Annotated in this window: 11 protein-coding genes and 1 pseudogene; 4 read left to right on the top strand and 8 right to left on the bottom strand. The window is 41.1% G+C overall.

The features are described from left to right. The first annotated feature begins 62 nt into the window (after nt 1-62). Nucleotides 63-332, top strand: a complete 270-nt coding sequence (locus SYN7502_RS05155; RefSeq protein ID WP_015167819.1) for a DUF433 domain-containing protein — start codon at nt 63-65, stop codon at nt 330-332. Here SYN7502_RS05155 and ribD read toward each other — a convergent pair. Then, the gene (gene ribD, locus SYN7502_RS05160; RefSeq protein WP_015167820.1) at nt 322-1,416 is read right to left on the bottom strand and encodes a bifunctional diaminohydroxyphosphoribosylaminopyrimidine deaminase/5-amino-6-(5-phosphoribosylamino)uracil reductase RibD; all 1,095 of its coding nucleotides are present in this window, start codon (nt 1,414-1,416) and stop codon (nt 322-324) included. The two genes, SYN7502_RS05155 and ribD, sit on opposite strands and share 11 nt — an antisense overlap. A gap of 347 nt (nt 1,417-1,763) precedes the next feature. Here ribD and SYN7502_RS05165 point away from each other — a divergent pair, with 347 nt between their 5' ends. After that, nucleotides 1,764-2,357 (top strand): hypothetical protein, encoded by a 594-nt coding sequence (locus SYN7502_RS05165; protein WP_246828969.1) that lies wholly within the window; start codon nt 1,764-1,766, stop codon nt 2,355-2,357. Between the two features lie 139 nt (nt 2,358-2,496). On the opposite strand, the gene dnaK is transcribed toward SYN7502_RS05165, so the two are convergent. The 4 genes and pseudogenes from dnaK to SYN7502_RS05185 all read right to left on the bottom strand — a co-directional run bounded on the left by dnaK (nt 2,497) and on the right by SYN7502_RS05185 (nt 8,559). Continuing rightward, nucleotides 2,497-4,392 carry a molecular chaperone DnaK gene (gene dnaK / locus SYN7502_RS05170; protein WP_015167822.1) on the bottom strand — a complete coding sequence of 632 codons (1,896 nt, stop codon included), beginning with the start codon at nt 4,390-4,392 and terminating at the stop codon, nt 2,497-2,499. 343 nt (nt 4,393-4,735) lie between these two features. Beyond that, nucleotides 4,736-5,797, bottom strand: coding sequence for a metallophosphoesterase family protein (locus SYN7502_RS05175; RefSeq protein ID WP_015167823.1), 1,062 nt, complete (start codon nt 5,795-5,797; stop codon nt 4,736-4,738). Nucleotides 5,798-5,880: 83 nt separating this feature from the next. Continuing rightward, nucleotides 5,881-6,219, bottom strand: a pseudogene (locus SYN7502_RS05180) (DUF1830 domain-containing protein); the annotation flags it as partial. A 339-nt stretch (nt 6,220-6,558) separates the two neighbouring features. Next, on the bottom strand, nt 6,559-8,559 hold the full coding sequence (locus SYN7502_RS05185) for a hypothetical protein (protein ID WP_015167825.1): 2,001 nt from the start codon (nt 8,557-8,559) through the stop codon (nt 6,559-6,561). Nucleotides 8,560-8,656: 97 nt separating this feature from the next. Between SYN7502_RS05185 and SYN7502_RS05190 the strand changes: the two genes are divergently transcribed. After that, on the top strand, nt 8,657-10,627 hold the full coding sequence (locus tag SYN7502_RS05190; RefSeq protein WP_015167826.1) for an ATP-binding protein: 1,971 nt from the start codon (nt 8,657-8,659) through the stop codon (nt 10,625-10,627). Nucleotides 10,628-10,655: 28 nt separating this feature from the next. Here SYN7502_RS05190 and SYN7502_RS05195 read toward each other — a convergent pair whose 3' ends face one another. Beyond that, a complete protein-coding gene (locus SYN7502_RS05195; RefSeq protein ID WP_015167827.1) occupies nt 10,656-12,131 on the bottom strand; it encodes an ATP-binding protein in 1,476 nt (491 codons plus the stop codon). A 176-nt stretch (nt 12,132-12,307) separates the two neighbouring features. Beyond that, nucleotides 12,308-13,261, bottom strand: a complete 954-nt coding sequence (locus tag SYN7502_RS05200) for an NAD(P)H-binding protein (protein WP_015167828.1) — start codon at nt 13,259-13,261, stop codon at nt 12,308-12,310. Between the two features lie 121 nt (nt 13,262-13,382). On the opposite strand from SYN7502_RS05200, the gene SYN7502_RS05205 reads away from it, so the two are divergent. Then, nucleotides 13,383-14,837: a TldD/PmbA family protein gene (locus SYN7502_RS05205; RefSeq protein ID WP_015167829.1), complete on the top strand. Its 1,455-nt coding sequence runs from the start codon at nt 13,383-13,385 to the stop codon at nt 14,835-14,837. A gap of 28 nt (nt 14,838-14,865) precedes the next feature. On the opposite strand, the gene SYN7502_RS05210 is transcribed toward SYN7502_RS05205, so the two are convergent. Continuing rightward, nucleotides 14,866-15,057, bottom strand: a complete 192-nt coding sequence (locus SYN7502_RS05210; protein ID WP_015167830.1) for a hypothetical protein — start codon at nt 15,055-15,057, stop codon at nt 14,866-14,868. Between the last annotated feature and the right edge of the window lie 53 nt (nt 15,058-15,110).

Here is a 15,110-nt window from a genome sequence, read left to right on the forward strand (position 1 = left end):
TACCAATTGTTTTATGTCATCTGTGTTAAATTGCAAAGTAGTATCGGTGAGATAACTTTAATATGGAAAACCTGCTTTCAAGGATTACTTTTAATAAAGGGATTCTCTGCGGTAAACCTATCATTCGAGGTTTGAGAATTTCAGTAGCAATGATTTTAGAGTTACTAGCCAAGGGAGCCAGCATACAAGAAATTTTGGAAGATTATCCAGAACTAGAAATAGGTGACATATATGCAGCTTTACTCTATGCCCATCACCTTGTTGCCAATGAAGAGATATTTGAACGCTCTGCTATACTCCAGCAATGTCTAAACTTTACCACTAGAACTTAGAAGATAAGTAGCCTGTAATCAGATAATCCTCACCAATAGTAGTAATTTGAGTATTAGTTAAAGCCAAAGCCTGAGTCATTTGACTATTACCAAAATTAGCGATCGCTTCCAAACCACCACCAATAATTTTAGGAGCAATAAAAGCATAAACCTTCTGCACTACTCCATCAGCGATCGCACTAGCAGCTAAATTTCCGCCACATTCCCACAAAACACTATTACAACCTCTTTTTCCTAGTTCTACCATCACAGCCTTAGGCGAGAGTTTTTCTAATGCCATCACTTCAACTTGGCGATCGGTCAGATACTTAACCATTTCACTATTCACATTGCCACTTTCGGTAAATACTAAGGTCTTCTCATGATCATTCATATCCCATAGATTAGCTGATTGGGGTAAGTTCAAAGTTCTCGACATCACCACCCTCAAAGGAGAATGTTTAGTTAAGTTATGAGTTGTCAGATGGGGATTATCGATCCTGACCGTATTTCCCCCCGTAATTACGGCATCACAATTAGAACGAAGTAAATGCACTTGCTGGCGGGCAGGCGATCCAGTAATCCAGTAACTATGCCCTGTGTGGGTAGCAATTTTTCCATCTAGGGTCATTGCATATTTAAGAATGCCAAAGGGTAGGTTAGTTTTAACTCGATGGATAAATCCTTCATTTAGTTTTAGACAATCTTCCTCTGCAATTCCTACTGTAACTTCAATTCCTGCCTGAATTAAGCGATCGCAGCCTTTCCCCGAAACTCGCCCATCTGGATCAATCATTCCTATAACTACACGTCTAATTCCCGCTTTGATAATTGCCTCCGTACAGGGAGGTGTGCGTCCAAAATGATTACAAGGTTCCAAGTTTACATATAGCGTTGCCCCTTGAGTTGATTCTGATTGCGCTTGGGCATCGGCGATCGCAAAAACTTCCGCATGGGGTTGTCCCGCCTGAGGATGAAATCCCGCTCCAATTAGCCTACCATCTTTGATAATTACCGATCCGACCATGGGATTGGGTGCTGTCATTCCCTGTGCTTGGGCTGCCAGTTTCAGGCATTCCTGCATCCATAACTTATCTTCACTCACTTTATAACTCTAAATTTTAGGTAGATTATTACAAAGCCTTCTGCTCTGAAGCTACTCTCGGTTATTGTGAATTATAAAACTAATAGACTGATTCGGCGATCGCTTTAAGTAGGTTTTTATCAAGCTTATAATTCCCAAAACCAGCTTACTAAGTTAGCATGTTAGTCAGCTTGAGTTATCAGTGTTGACGGCACTTGGAGTTTGTTGATTAGACTCATTAAACTTGAAAAGCTAAGTAAGCTTATCCTAGAAGTAGCTTTGGAACTATGTCATTTGAATTTGACCATCTCTTTATCTGTACTGATATTGGTGCCTACGAAGCTGATTGTTTAGTATCATTTGGTTTAGTGGAGGGAACATCTAATACACACTCTGGGCAAGGCACAGCCAATCGCCGTTTCTTCTTCCGCAACGCAATGTTGGAATTATTGTGGGTTCACGATATGGAAGAGGCAAAATCAGAGTCAATTCGTCCTACTCGTCTTTGGGAGCGATGGACAAATCGAAAGGATAGTAGCACATGTCCATTTGGATTTTGTTTGCGCTCAGGGATAAGTGATAGTGACACCGTTGCATTTTCCAGTTGGGCATATCGTCCCCCTTATTTACCTGAAACATTAAGTATTGCAATAGGTACAAATAGCGATGTGCTAACCGAGCCGATGCTATTCCAGATTCCATTTGGTAAACGTCCAGATCAATACTCGCCTGAAAAAGCACAGCCGCTAGAACATTATGTTGATTTGTGCGAAATAACTCGTATAGAGTTGGTCAGTCCTACAGCAGATAGTCCATCATCAGAACTTCAAGCAGTGATCGACACCAATCAGGTCAGGTTAAGATTAGAAGCAGAGTATTATGTAGAGCTTGGTTTTGATGGGGAAGTGCAGGGGCATCAAGTAGATTTTCGCCCTGAATTGCCGCTTATCATAAGTTGGTAGCGCAACTTCACAACTGCAATGCCCCAAAATGTCTCAATGTGGTCGATTGCGTTCAGTGATTGCAAACGCTATAGAGCCTAATTTATATAAAAAAGCCCACCTCCATTACGGAAGCAGGCTGATTCTATCTTAATTATTTCTATTTAGACTCAGTGAAATCAGCATCAATTACTGAGTCATCACCACTGGCTGCATCCTTAGTAGTATCATCGCCTCCATCGGTTGGAGCACTGGCACCTTGCTGATACACAGAAGTACTTAGGGCATAGAGAGCTTGCTTCAGTTCTTCAGTTAAGGTCTTGATTTGATCATGATTTTCACTGGTAATAGCAGCCTTCAAGTCCTTAATTAAGCCTTCAATTTTAGTTTTGTCGCCGGCAGGCACTTTGTCACCCAAGTCAGCAATTTGCTTCTCAGCTTGGTAAGCAAGGGAATCAGCTTGGTTCTTAGCCTCAACTTTTTCCCGCTTGAGCTTATCTTCGGTAGAATTACGCTCTGCTTCTTTGACCATGCGTTCAACTTCGCTATCGGGCAAGGTCGAAGCTCCAGTAATGGTGATCGATTGTTCTTTACCTGTACCTTTGTCCTTAGCCTTTACAGCAAGAATACCGTTAGCATCAATATCGAAGGTAACTTCAATTTGTGGTACACCACGGGGAGCAGCAGGAATACCATCTAAACGGAAGGTTCCTAAACTCTTGTTGTCAGTTGCCATTTCTCTTTCACCTTGCAGCACGTGGATTTCCACATTGCTTTGTCCATCTACAGCAGTAGAGAAGGTTTCCGATTTCTTAGTAGGAATAGTGGTATTCCGTGGAATAATCTTGGTCATCACACCCCCAAGGGTTTCGACACCCAAGGACAGAGGTGTAACATCAAGTAAGAGAATATCTTTAACTTCTCCAGCTAGAACACCTGCTTGAATCGCAGCACCTACAGCCACAACTTCATCAGGGTTTACACCTTGGTTCGGCTCTTTACCAATTACTTTCTTCACTAGTTCTTGGACAGCAGGAATCCGAGTGGAACCACCAACCAAAACTACTTCATCTAGCTTAGATTTATCAATCTTGGCATCCCGTAGGGCATTTTCCACTGGAATACGGCAGCGATCAATTAAATCAGAGCAGAGTTCTTCAAACTTAGCACGGGTTAGACCTACATCTAAGTGCTTAGGTCCATCTTGGGTAGCCGTGATGAAGGGTAAGTTGATTTCAGTTTGGCTAACACTGGATAGCTCAATTTTTGCTTTTTCCGCAGCTTCGGTTAAGCGCTGCAGAGCCTGCTTATCTTTACGTAAATCAATACCTTCACTTGCTTGGAACTGATTAGCTAACCAATCTACAATCTTCTTATCAAAGTCGTCACCACCTAAGTGGGTATCACCACTGGTGGACATTACTTCAAATACGCCGTCACCAACTTCTAAAACGGAAACGTCAAAGGTACCACCACCAAGGTCAAATACTAAGATAGTTTCATTTGCTTTGCTATCTAATCCGTATGCTAGAGCAGCAGCAGTAGGTTCGTTGATAATCCGTAGAACTTCAACCCCAGCAATTTTACCCGCATCTTTGGTGGCTTGACGTTGAGAGTCATTGAAATAAGCAGGGACAGTTACAACAGCTTGAGTAACTTGTTCACCTAAATATTTACTGGCATCATCAATCAGTTTACGCAATACTTGAGCAGAGATTTCTTCAGGGGCAAACTGCTTTCCTGCTGCAGGAGCATCAATCTTAACGCTGCCACCTTGATTTAGAACTTTATAGGCAACTTGGGTGGATTCTCCAGTGATTTCGTCATACTTTCTGCCGATAAATCTTTTTACAGAATAGAAAGTGTTATCTGTGTTCATTACTGCTTGACGCTTGGCAATTTGCCCCACAAGGCGATCGCCATTTTTAGCGTAGGCAACTACAGAAGGGGTGGTACGGAAGCCCTCGGCGTTTGCAATTACCGTAGGCTTGCCGCCTTCCATCACGGCAACAACTGAGTTTGTCGTACCCAAGTCAATTCCAACTACTTTTGCCATAAGGCTTCCAACTCCTGAAATGTAACTTTATGATTTTTAATAAGATTAGCGACTTTTTCGGAAAAGCACATCAGGGGTACGCCCTAACTTTGGTATGGTTTACCGTACTTTAGTTTTTACCTAGCTGAACACTTCAATATTTTCAGATAGACATACAGGCAAAGCATGATCAACTCGGATCGTTTGATTGGGTTCACCTTTTCCACAAAATACTCTATGTTACGATATTCTGTGTGATTGCTAATTCACTATCTTCATAACCTTTTTGTTCTCTAGATTTTATTTGATTCATCTTTTTTCTGCAGTAGCATAATATCTTGTCCGTTCGGTTAAGCACAGAGCATTACCTAAGTTCCAAAACTGTATTATTATCGGCGGGTGGGCGATCGCTAAAAGCTTCAAAGTAATTCCGAGATTTTAAGGCAAATTGGGGAAACCTAAAGTCGGCATCACCACCTGCTATATCAGCCCAAAAGTAACGTAAATCCTTCGCCATTTCCAGAGCAGCAATGGAATCATTACAAAGAGGTGGATCGGTAAGCAGACGCATTACAAAAGGAACAGCCCGATCGCCCATCCATTCCCGTGAAAACTGCTGTAAGTCTTGGCATTCAGGTATGGATTTAACAACGTAGGATTCCACCTGCAAACTACCATCGGTGTAGGTTAAGACTCGATAGGGATGGGGGTAGCTGACGAGTGAGCCTGTAGTAATGTCGTAGAGATCATAGCGATCGCTTTTAGCAATATCTTGTACATGTAAATGTCCCGTAAATACTAACTTCACCCCAAATTTATGCAGCAATTCACACAGGCGATCGGCATTACTAAGCATATAGCGTCTGCCTAGGGGATTAGTTTTTTGTTGGGGTAAATGCTCCACCACATTATGATGCACCGTAACTAAAATTAATTCATCGCTAGGAATATTCTCTAAAGTTGCTTCTAGCCAGTTGATCTGCTCTGGATCAATCTCGCCAACTTGATCCCCATAGGAATTAAAATTATTGGAATTCAGCCCAATTAGCCACACCTTGGGTAAAATCTGCTTGGTATAGTAAAGTTGTGATTTGTCTGTGTAGCCGAAAGCCTGATACATAGGAGCAAACTCACCCATGGTTTCAGGTCTAGGTACATCATGGTTACCCGGAATTACATACACAGGATAAGGGAGCTTTGATAACCTCTGTACTAACCAAGCATGATTTTCTGGTTCGCCATGCTGAGTCAGATCACCGGGTAGTAATAAAAAATCAATATCTAGCTTAGCAATTTGCTCTAAGACCACCTCAAAGGCAGGAATACTATATTCAACCAAGTGAAAACGTGAAGGATGATGCCAAATTGTTTGGGGCAGAGCAATATGGAGATCGGAAGCGATCGCAAATTTAAAGCTGGTTTTCATGCAAAATTAAACAAAGATTACGATATCTAATGTCTTACTTCTATTATTGCTTTGATCCCCAAACTTAACCATAAAAATCATGCCTACGCACTAGGTATAACTGGCTGATTTTCCGCCGCAGGTCGAGGTACTCTGGGGAGCCAACTAGGGGGTAATTGCGATTCGTCTTGCACTTGTAATTGAATGCAGGGGATCACGTCTGACAAAATTGAGCTTGCCATCATGCCCGTATGAATTTCTAGTTGGGCATCAATAACTGTCTCAAATATTAATTGCTGACCCGGAAAGACCACTTTTTCAAAGTACCAGTTGTCGATATTTGTAATCCTTGCTACTTGAATTTTGCTGGTCGCATTCACATAACAACAGACTAGTTTTTGATCATGATTTTCTGGGACTGAATCGAGTATCTGTGACATGGCTTTGCCTAGAGGATATAAAAACTGACGAAAATTTATATTATTAAAGTTCCCAAAGTTTTGAGATTTCATAGTTACAAAAAATTATAGTGACAAATCTAAGTAGCTTCGATAATTGGACATGACTGGACTACAGCTTTAATAATTTATTGATAATTAATAAAGGAAGAGGTATATCTGTCTTTTAGTCAAAGCCTGCGTAAATTTGCATGACTAAACTTAACATTAAAGTAATCTGAAGTAATGTAAGCGTAATTACCAATGCTCATAATTTACGCCATCTCCGTGATTTTATAGTTGTAGTTTTTATAAATCCTCTCTAATCAAGGATTTTAGCGATCCCTATGCCAGACTGGCAATTTCTTTGAGGGTAAGTAGCTCACCCATTTGCTCTTGTCCAGCCGTATTTAGCTCGCTATAGCACAGATATATTCTTTGTTCAGTACGGTAGCTGATGTCTTGTAGCAGCCGCTCTAGTCTTTGTCTGTTCATCATATTTTCATAGTCAGCATTGATAGTTTCCCCTTGCCATGATTTTAGAAATACTGGTGCGCCAAATAAAGCGGCACTCCCACCCTGTGACCATAGAGGCGAACCTGTATCTAACCAAAATTGCCAACGGTGCTGGGTATGTGCCATGCGATATTGATAAATAGTTGCCAGAGTGACGCTTTGATCCTGTTGACTACTGGGAATTTGAGGGTTAGCTGTCACTATGCCAGATCGAATTAGATCAATAAATCCGATTAAAATTTGTCGCTCTTGCCACCCTAGGCGATAACCAATTTGCCAATAGTACTGGGCTGTTTCTAAAAGTGCTTGCAGATTAGCTAATTGTTCATAGCTAGATTTTTGTGGTACTAAAAATTTTTGGATGGCTCGATCTAGTAATAATAGGGGTGAAACCGTTGCAGATTGGTCGGCAATCCATTGGCGAATTTGCTCATAGCCACTACTTGCTTCATAACCTAGGCGATAAATTTCAGTGTAGTCACAGCTAGGTAATAGTTTGGGATTGGATATATCAGGAATAAAACAGCGATCGCTCAGCATCCCCGCTCGCACGGGGTCAATGGTAGGTTGTAGGTTTGTTAGCATCTCTGCCACTTGATCTCGACTAACTAAACTTCCAAGCTGGGGATAGATCAAAGTCATTAAAGTTAAAAGCGATCGCACTAGGGCAGAGTTAGCAAGGGGATGTTGATCGCTGAGGCAGATAATGGGGATATTATTTTTAGTCAAAATCTCCCGTAGGGCATAGTTGGCAATGTTGTCCAAGCCCGGAGCAATGATGGCAATATCTTGGGGTTGAATTTCTGATGCGGCGATCGCTGTGATAATTACTTCGGCAGTAGTTCGTAATAAGCTACCCCGTGAACGAGTTTCTAGGCTAAAAAACCCTGCAATGGGCTGAGGATTGTAGAATGGATCGGGAGTTAAGGTGAGATTGAGCAAGGACGGCAGCGCAGTTTCAGCAAAGGGATTAAAATTCTGTAGAGATACTAATTCACATTTTTCCTCTATTTGTGATTGCCAATAACCGGGGTCTGCGCCTAAACCTAAGCGGGCTGAGCCGTAGGGATTATAAGTAAATATGCCAGTTGTACCTTGATTGAGCATCACTAGACTTAAATCGCAGGCGATCGCCGGATATTCATCCACATCATCCATGAACAAATATTTATATCTAGTCTTGAGGCTGGCTTGATATTGGGGATCGGGCAATAAATATCTACCAAATAATTCCGTAATGATCCCATAGGTAAGTAATCCCTTCTCCCAGCAAAAATCTCGCCATGATTCTAGGGCGATCGCCATTTCTTGCCACAGAGCAGGAGACTGATCAGTTAGTTCTATGCCATCTTGAAGTAGTTGTGGTATTTGGGCTAAGGGAGTACCACTGTATGCGGCTAGTAGATATAGGTCAAGTATTCTGCGTACCAACCGTATATCATTAGTTCCCGTCATTTTCAGTTTGCCGTTTAGCTGATCTGCCCAGAGTTTAGCTGCCAATTCCTGTTCATTTTCCACCCGCAGTAAAATCGGAAATTGGGATTTTAAGTTTAACTTTTTGATTAATAATGGAAAAAACAGAGTAACTTCATTCCGAAAAAAACTCAGGGGCGTAACGTTTGTAAATGATTTACCTGTGGTGGCTTGGGCGAGGCGATCGCTCAGTTGTCTACGATTATCAGCATCTATGGCAAAAATAAGGATTGATGTTGTGATTAATTCATGGTTTGATTCTGAATTCAGTTGCTTGGATTCTATTAATTGACAAACCTGTTCTACTAAATAAGCACTTTTTCCACTGCGACTACCGCCTCTGACCCAGATACTCATAATACGTCGCCTCTTTTAGCATCGGTAATTATAGATATTATTGCAGTTCTTTATCTGCTAAGCTGCTTTTATCCCACAGATGTCAAATAGACTCTATATGTCACAGCTAATTGGTCGAGTCTTTGCTACAGAAAGTAGCCCTAACACCCCAGACACCTTTAACTTTTGGACAGAATTAAACTCACCTGTGGGGATTGGTACTATCGTTAAGGTTTCGGTTCCACAACCATCTCGACGGAATTTTGGCAATGTGAATGCTACGGAATGGGATACCTACGGTATTGTAGTCGAAGCGCATGGATATACCGACTTAGCCTCTGCTTTACATGATTACATTGGAGCCGATCAAAGTCCTCAATTAGCGGATGATGCCCCCACGATTAGACCAGAAATTCGGGCATATAAAGCTGCGGTGTTGCGAATGGAACCAGAGGAACCCTTGCAACCAGTTCCCATTGGTTCAGTTTATCTGGCAGATGATGAATCCGTAATCATGTCTCTCCGTATGGATGAGTACTATAAAAAGCGAGGGATTCCCGTAGGTGTATATGTTAAGGGAGGCATGAATTCTCCTGTATATTTAGATGCTGACTTTTTACTGGGTCCTGAAGCAGCGCACCTCAATATTACTGGGGTTTCGGGGTTAGCCACAAAGACATCTTTAGTTGAGTTCTTATTAAAAAGTATTTTTGCTCACTACTATCCCAATGATCCGAGTAAGAGTGTAGCGGCGGTATTTTTTAATGTCAAAGGACCAGATTTATTATATTTAGACTTACCACCTACGGATTCAGGAAAACTGACCGATGAAGAGTTGGCAATTTATGACAAATTAGGCATCCCTGCTACACCCTTTGCCAATGTCCAATATTACGCTCCCTATAAGCCCGATGGCTATAATCTCAACACGTTACGCACTCATCCAGACTTAATGCATAATGTTTCAGTTTTACAGTGGGGCTTGAGAGAGATTTTTGAATATGCAGAGGTTTTACTGAATCGAGATGATGTGGATGCCAAAGCTGATGCAGTATTAGCTTTAATTGAAGAGAAGGTGATTCGCACCAAAGACCCTAACTATACTTTGGGGATTAAAGTTACGAACTTTCAACGCCTAGAGGAATGGTTCCGTACCGTAATTGAAGAGATGGAAGCAGAGAACAAAAAGGAATGGCATAGTCATCACATTGCCACAATCTATAAAGTTCGCAATCGGTTAATGAATATTACCAATCGTTGCAAAGGACTAGTCGGTAATGGTGATAATGTCAGTGATTTACCTTGGGGAGAATTTAAAAAGAATCATGTGTATGTAATTGATGTGGCAAATTTGGAGCAAACTGCCCAGGATTTAGTATTTACCCGCACCGTCAGTAAAATTCGTGAATCCTTAGAACAAAATAATTTAGGCGTAGAACGAGTGGTGATCTTTGTGGATGAGTTAAATAAATATGCTTCTTCCGATGGGCAAGATAGTTATCTCAAGCGCACTTTACTAGATATTTCCGAACGGGGGCGATACTTAGGCGAAGTTCTATTTTCCGCACAGCAGTTTCGATCGCAAGTCCATAAACGCATAGTTGGTAACTGTGGCACAGGCTTGTATGGACGCATGGATATGGATGAATTAGCTACTCCCGGCTATGGCACCCTTTCTAGTGCGGTTAAAACCAAATTAGCAACATTACCCAAAGGGGAACTGATGGTTAGACATCCCCATTTTACCCAGCCAGTATTTTTGAAATTTCCCCGTCCACCAGTGATGCGTGGGCAAGATGGGAGAAACTTATATCAACCTCAAACAGATATGCCCTTTGCTGAGGCGATGGTATGGCGACTCCGACAACTGGATCGAAATTTATCAGCCGTCAAAATTAAAGATGCGATCGCCGATTTTGATCAAGAAACCGTAATGGCAAAGATCAACCAATTGGAGCAGCAAAAACCTGAGGATATATTGGCATGGCTGAAATCTAATTTACAAAAGATACAAACCCGCAAAAATGGACATCAAGTTAAAGTTGCTCCTGTATTTGAAATTGATGATGATGATCCTTACAAAGATTAGGCGATCGCTTTTGGCAAACATAGCATTTTCATGAAATTTTTTCTGAAACTCTCCGCCTAACCAGCTTATTGTCAATATACTTCAATAAATTTGCTCCCAGAATATAAGCGTAGAGACTAGATGGGCAAAATTCAAACTCTACCCCTTTATACTGAATGTCTTTATCTGAGATAGTTTGGCTAGTTATCAAAATTGGTTGAGATATATTGGGATGCTTATTCACAAATTCAACACAATTATCTAGTTCTGCAAGTGTCCTATAAGGGCGATCGCTCCACTTCACTTCAACAATCCAAGAGGGTAATTGATTAACCTTATCTAAATGTACAATATCAACCTCTCCCGACTTCCATCTTGCATAATAAAGTTCAGTAATTTTGCTGTGCTGCCATTGACTAAAAATTGCAGTTTCCGTCATCGCTCCTATAGATTCGGAACTTTCATCAATCTGTCCAAATAATGCAGCTCTCATGGATGGATTGGTTAAGTAAACCTTGAAACACATCGCTCTTTTAAATCTCTTTGCATTGTTATCTATTCGCTCAACACGTCGAATTAGGAACGCAGCCTCAAGATATTCGAGATAACGCTTGATCGTATTTTTAGCAACACCAGAGGATTTAGATAATCCATCCAAGCTCACCTCATTCCCAGAGTTGTAAGCTAGGGTCGTAAATAGTCTATTTAATTCTTGAATGTCGTTAATACCGTAAAGACTTGGAAGATCTCGGAGTAATACCTTATCGATAATGTCACTTTTGATGTATTGTCTAGGATCTTGTCTGATGGTTTCTGAAAAGACTGCCTCTGGATATCCACCAAAGTTTAAGTAATTTATAAACTCTTCATTGAGTGCTTTGATATCTGTAACAGAGTATTCATTTTTCTCCAAATCAAAATCTTCAATTGGCGTTAACTTTATAAGTTCAGATTCTCGCCCAGTAAACATTAAGTACTCAGCGAAAGTTAATGGCGGCAGAACATAATCGCTAAAGCGACCAGCGCCAGACTCATTGCTCTTTAGTCTTAATGCTGCCGCAGCAGAACCTGTGGCAATAAAGCGATAGTCCGCGTATGAATCAACTAGAGATTTGAGATGTACTTCCCAATTACGCAAATACTGAATTTCATCAAAAAAGACAAATAGTTTGGCATTGCGTTTATGTTCAAAAAGTTTCTGAAAATAATTGAGTATCTGTTCTAGATGTAATCCTGTGTAGATTGGAGTTTCAAGGGAAATGTATAAAATATTTGTTGCTTCTACACCAGAGTCTAAGAGTGCGCGAATGGTGTGATAAACCATAACAGTTTTACCGACGCGCCTTGGTCCCATTAAAACGATCGCTCGGCGAACATTTGAATCCAAAATATTTTCGTAAAAGGTCTCGAAGTACTTACGTCGAGGTGTATTTTCGTAAGTTATTTTCCCTTCTTTACCTTGTTCCCACCAAGGATTATCAAACCGCAGTCGGGACAAAATATCTGGTTCTGAAATTTCCAGCATAAATTCTAAATAAGATTAATTAACTAATCTTATTTTATCTTGGTTTTGTATTTAAGATTAATTAACTAATCTTATTTTTGATCTCACAAGCTTATCTATTGGTATATGTATCAATCACTAACATAGGCGCAGTTCTGATGCAATCTTGGCTGACTCGCACATAGAAAATTGATGCTTTAGAAAGTGGACTTTACCTTTGGTTCTTTATAATCTAATTCCTTAAGCTTACGCAGAATTCTGCCAAAGTATTCCTGTAGGTATGATTCTAGGGTGGTGATCTGTTCTGGATCAATGCCTAAAATTCTATAGGTTTCAGTCATATCCGCAGTTACTGGCATCCCGCTAGCTTGGACTTCTACATAGGCTACCCGTTCGGCAAAACTCCAACCACCTTCAAACCACAGAGCCAAGTTGCGCGCAAACCTAACTGCACCCAAAGGCATTCTAGCAGTACGGGCGGTACGACCTGAGAATCTTTCACATTGACGAATAATTTCGCTGGGTGCCCATGCTTTTAATCCAGCAATCGGTAAAGTTTGACGAGTTGCCTCAGAACTTGATAGGGCGGCGATCGCAAATTTGGCAATATCTTGAGTATTCATATAGGCGATCGGGGCATCTTCAGCACCTACCCAAATAGTTTGATTTTCGAGCATGGGAATGGCATATTCAGAAATCAAATTTTGAAAAAACCCACAGGGGCGCAGAATTGTGTAGTTTAAGCCTGTCTGTGCCAGAAATTTCTCTGTACAGTTTTTAATATCCATTAATGGTACTTTGGGATATTTTTCGGCATTAAGAATGGAAAAAAAGATGAACCGCTCAACCTGTGCCTTTTCTGCGGCTTGAATTAACGCAACTTTTCCCTCCCAGTCGACTTTTTTAATGCGGGCAGAATCTGTGGCTCTAGTAGTAGCAGCATCAATTATCATAGTTGTGCCTTCGATCGCCTTAGTTAAAGTCTCTGGCTTAGTTAAATTTCCTATAACTAGGTCGGCACCCCATTCTTTTAAAAAAGCAGCTTTTTGAGGGTTGCGTACTAAACATTTAACTTTCAGCCCCTGATCCAACGCATGGCGAGTAATCTGGCGACCAAGGGTACCTGTAGCCCCAACGATCAGTAAGGTCATATAAAATAAGATTTAAAAAAGAATTGTTAACATTTATAAATCTACCAGATAAATTTACCAGATCAGGTAAAGCCCAAATTAATCGCCACCGCTCTAGAAATCTATAACAAAATTTACAACTGTGAACAATCTAACCACTCACCGCAAACTTAATCTACATAATATCTTGGCTAAATTAGATTTACCTAAGGCTGATTGGATAGGACTACGGGAGGTTCGGGAAACTAATACTACTCGTTATGTTAGAGATGGTAAACCACAGGCAAATGGGCGCAGTCAAACCCACGGCATTATGGTTGAAGTTTTAGCGAATGGGCAATTTGGCTACGCTAGTACCAATCAACTCAACTTAATTAGTATTCAAACCGCCGCCGATCATGCTTACCAACAGGCGATCGCCGCTTCTAAGTGGGCAATTCATAGCTTTACGACTCACCAAAGACCTCAAGCAATCGGGCAGTATCATTCTCCGTTTCTGCTACCCCTAGAGGCAATGTCTGTAGGAGAGATTAATGATTTACTGATCAAAATTTGTGATGCTCTAAAGGTGTCAGACAAAATTGTGAAAACCACTGCCTACATGATTACCACCGAAACTGAGGTGCAGTTTGTGAGTAGCAATGGCTCTGATATTTACCAAAAATTTATGCTACTTGCCACCGATTATGCTGCTATAGGGCAGGACGGGAATATTATTCAACGGCGGGGCGATAACGGACAACTGGCAAGGTGTAATCAAGCAGGGCTGGAATTATTGGATCAAGACTCCGTACTAAATCGCGCGCAGGTAATCGGTCAACAGGTTTTAGAATTACTCAATGCTGAGGATTGCCCCACCACCACTACATCTTTAGTTTTAGCTCCCGATCAAATGCTGTTGCAAATCCATGAAAGCGTGGGACATCCTTTGGAAATAGATCGAATTTTGGGAGATGAGCGCAATTATGCGGGTAGCAGTTTTGTCAAGCTAGAGGATTTTGGCAATTTGGTTTACGGTTCTGATTTGATGAATATTACTTTTGACCCAACAGTAAGTGGTGAATATGCCAGCTATGGGTTTGATGATGTGGGAATGCCTGCGACTAGGGAATATTTAATTAAAGATGGATTATTACTAAGAGGCTTAGGTAGTTATGAAAGTCAGGAGCGATCGCAAATTGCGGGTGTGGCTAGTGCTAGAGCCTGTTCTTGGAATCGACCTGCTATCGATCGCATGGCAAACTTAAATTTAGAGGCTGGGGATACTAGCTTTGAGAACATCATCAGTGGGGTAGAACATGGCATTTATATGCAGTCCAATCGCTCTTGGTCAATTGATGACTACCGCAATAAGTTTCAGTTTGGTTGTGAATATGCTCAATTAATTGAAGATGGCAAGTTAACTAAAACCATCCGCAACCCCAATTACCGAGGCATTACTAATCAGTTTTGGCGGAGTTTATCTAAGGTGGGCGATCGCTCTACCAGTGAATTCTATGGATCACCATTTTGCGGAAAAGGCGAACCCAATCAAACGATCCGAGTCGGTCATGCTTCGCCCATGTGCCTATTTGAAAATATTGAGGTGTTCAGCTAGGTAGAAACTAAAGGCAAAGAATTAATAACTAATTTTCTTCACTATCTTTGAACATGGTAAGCACAGGGAAAGATGCACCTACACAGGAAGCGATCGCTGCCACCCCACCAAAAATATTAGGTGCCTGGAAGTAGTTAAGAATATTTTGAAAAGTCTCTCCAAGGGTAAAAAGCAATAGGGCTGAAATTGCCAGACGGGAGAAGATTTGACTAGTGTTCATACACACTCCTTAAATTCAGTAACACTGGGAGCTTCATTTATGCCTCATTTATT

The sequence above is a fragment of the Synechococcus sp. PCC 7502 genome (assembly GCF_000317085.1).
Classification (GTDB): Bacteria; Cyanobacteriota; Cyanobacteriia; order Pseudanabaenales; family Pseudanabaenaceae; genus PCC-7502.

What these genes read in the sequence shown, in the direction of transcription:
- SYN7502_RS05155 (WP_015167819.1), top strand. Translation starts at nt 63, where the DNA reads ATGGAAAACCTGCTTTCAAGGATTACTTTTAATAAAGGGATTCTCTGC.
- dnaK (WP_015167822.1), bottom strand. Translation starts at nt 4,392, where the DNA reads ATGGCAAAAGTAGTTGGAATTGACTTGGGTACGACAAACTCAGTTGTT.
- SYN7502_RS05175 (WP_015167823.1), bottom strand. Translation starts at nt 5,797, where the DNA reads ATGAAAACCAGCTTTAAATTTGCGATCGCTTCCGATCTCCATATTGCT.
- SYN7502_RS05185 (WP_015167825.1), bottom strand. Translation starts at nt 8,559, where the DNA reads ATGAGTATCTGGGTCAGAGGCGGTAGTCGCAGTGGAAAAAGTGCTTAT.
- SYN7502_RS05190 (WP_015167826.1), top strand. Translation starts at nt 8,657, where the DNA reads ATGTCACAGCTAATTGGTCGAGTCTTTGCTACAGAAAGTAGCCCTAAC.
- SYN7502_RS05195 (WP_015167827.1), bottom strand. Translation starts at nt 12,131, where the DNA reads ATGCTGGAAATTTCAGAACCAGATATTTTGTCCCGACTGCGGTTTGAT.
- SYN7502_RS05200 (WP_015167828.1), bottom strand. Translation starts at nt 13,261, where the DNA reads ATGACCTTACTGATCGTTGGGGCTACAGGTACCCTTGGTCGCCAGATT.
- SYN7502_RS05210 (WP_015167830.1), bottom strand. Translation starts at nt 15,057, where the DNA reads ATGAACACTAGTCAAATCTTCTCCCGTCTGGCAATTTCAGCCCTATTG.